Genomic DNA, 846 nt, shown 5'->3' on the forward strand with positions numbered 1-846 from the left:
AGGCGAATTTTCAACGCTAACGCGTGGGCGAGAAAATGACATGAGTACAACGTGTAAGTGGTCGTTTAAGGTTATCCGCCCTCATTGCCCTTTTTAGGGATCACAACCTAGTGAAATCAATCGAGGTAAATAATGAACAAAATCCATCTCTGTACTCTTGCCGTCTTAACTAGCTTATCTTTTTCCAGCCTCGCGAAAGATTGCGATGCCAACCTGCTCCCTTCTTGGAAAGACAGCGACAGCAAAACCGCCATTGTGAATTTTGTCGAGCAATCTACCGACAGTTCAAAGGCAGCATTTATCCCCGTTTCTGACCGCATTGCCGTGTTCGACAACGACGGTACACTTTGGTCAGAAAAGCCGATTTATTTCCAAATTGCATTCGCGTTAGATCAAGTCAAAGCCCTTGCGAAAACGCATCCAGAATGGAAAACGCAGGAACCTTTTAAATCCGTCATTGAAAACGACTTAGAGAAAGTCTTTGCTGGCGGTAAAGAATCGCTACTCCAAATCATGAAAGTCACCCACAGCGGCATGACCGTTGAAGAATACCAACAATCCGTTGAGCAATGGCTTGCGGCGGCGAAAGACAAGCGCTTTGGTAAAGCCTATAACGCTCTCACCTTTAAGCCGATGCGCGAAATGCTTACGTACCTGCAAGAGAACAACTTCAAAACCTACATTGTTTCGGGTGGTGGCGTGGACTTTATGCGCGTGTGGGCGCCAGAGGCTTACAACATTCCTGAAGAACAAATCATCGGCAGTGCGTTGAAATACGAATACAGCTTTAATGATGGTCAGCCTAAAGTGATGAAGTTGGGCGAACTGTTAACGCTCGATGATAAA

The 846-nt window shown here is 45.9% G+C and carries 1 protein-coding gene; it reads left to right on the forward strand.

Annotated features, from left to right (window positions below):
• Positions 1–132: 132 nt before the first annotated feature.
• Positions 133–846, forward strand: a 714-nt coding sequence (locus R7E78_RS25515; protein ID WP_318058527.1) for an HAD family hydrolase, incomplete at its 3' end; no start/stop codon positions are given.

This window comes from Vibrio sp. YT-19(2023) (genome assembly GCF_033337395.1).